The 331-nt window shown below is 40.8% G+C and carries 1 protein-coding gene; it reads left to right on the top strand.

What is annotated here, in order from left to right:
* Window positions 1–81: 81 nt before the first annotated feature.
* Entirely contained in the window at window positions 82–225 is a 144-nt protein-coding gene (locus KH400_RS23365) for a hypothetical protein (protein WP_003610023.1), read from the top strand.
* The last annotated feature ends 106 nt before the right edge of the window (window positions 226–331 follow it).

The raw sequence follows: 331 nt of genomic DNA, 5'->3' as shown, positions 1-331 counted from the left end.
GCAATGAGCTGAAAACTCGTTGCGCTTTTTTTATCGCCGATTATGCTACGATTAACAAAAATACGCGAGAGGTGACCTGACATGGTGTTGATTATTATTATCCTAGTCCTTGTCGTAATTGTTAGCGTGGCAGCTTTTTCTGACGACTCGGATCGGACGATTGACTGGGAAGATATCGAACGTTGGGAACAAGACCGACGTGACCACAAACGTCGTAATCGTTAACTCCTTTTTAGTTTGTCATTTGTGTTACAAAATGTAATAATAATGACATATTAAAACTGTTGGGGGATTGTGACATGAAGATGTGGCAACGTGGATTGGTTGTAAC

Source organism: Desertibacillus haloalkaliphilus (assembly GCF_019039105.1).
Lineage (GTDB): Bacteria > Bacillota > Bacilli > Bacillales > KJ1-10-99 > Desertibacillus > Desertibacillus haloalkaliphilus.
This window is presented reverse-complemented; position numbering and strand designations above follow the sequence as displayed.

What these genes read in the sequence shown, in the direction of transcription:
- KH400_RS23365 (WP_003610023.1), top strand. Translation starts at nt 82, where the DNA reads ATGGTGTTGATTATTATTATCCTAGTCCTTGTCGTAATTGTTAGCGTG.